The organism is Streptomyces malaysiensis subsp. samsunensis (assembly GCF_024519315.1).
GTDB lineage: Bacteria > Actinomycetota > Actinomycetes > Streptomycetales > Streptomycetaceae > Streptomyces > Streptomyces malaysiensis.
The window spans coordinates 1-596 of the sequence record NZ_JANIIC010000257.1; the positions used below are offsets into that span (position 1 = coordinate 1).

Annotated in this window: 1 protein-coding gene; it reads right to left on the reverse strand. The window is 69.3% G+C overall.

The genetic code is table 11. The features are described 5' to 3' along the window. Positions 1-596 (reverse strand): beta-ketoacyl synthase N-terminal-like domain-containing protein (locus NQU54_RS48775; RefSeq protein WP_257636682.1); only part of this gene is annotated, 596 nt, incomplete at both ends.

A 596-nucleotide genomic window follows, 5' to 3' on the forward strand; every position in this document is an offset into this window, starting at 1 on the left:
CGCCTGACGGATCACGCGCTGCTGCGACGGACCGTTCGGCGCCGTCAACCCGTTCGACGCACCGTCCTGGTTGACGGCCGAACCACGGATCACCGCCAGCACCTCATGACCGTTGCGCCGGGCGTCCGACAGCCGCTCCAGCAGCAGAACGCCCACACCCTCACCCCAGCCCGTCCCATCGGCAGCCGCGGCGAAAGGCTTGCAGCGGCCATCGGGGGCCAGACCACGCTGACGGGAGAAACCAGTGAACACATCCGGCGTGGCCATCACCGTCACCCCACCGGCCAACGCCAGCGTGCACTCCCCCTGCCGCAACGCCTGCGCCGCCAGATGCATCGCCACCAACGACGACGAACACGCCGTATCCACCGTCACCGCAGGACCTTCAAAGCCCAGCGTGTACGCCACCCGGCCGGAGACCACACTGCCCGAGCTGGCCAGCATGGCGTAGCCTTCGAGCCGCGCATCGCCGCCGCTGAGCCCGGCCGCGTAGTCGTGGTACATCACACCCGCGTAGACCCCGGTCGAGCTGCCCTTCAACGACACCGGATCGATCCCCGCCCGCTCCAGCACCTCCCACGACGCCTCCAACAGCA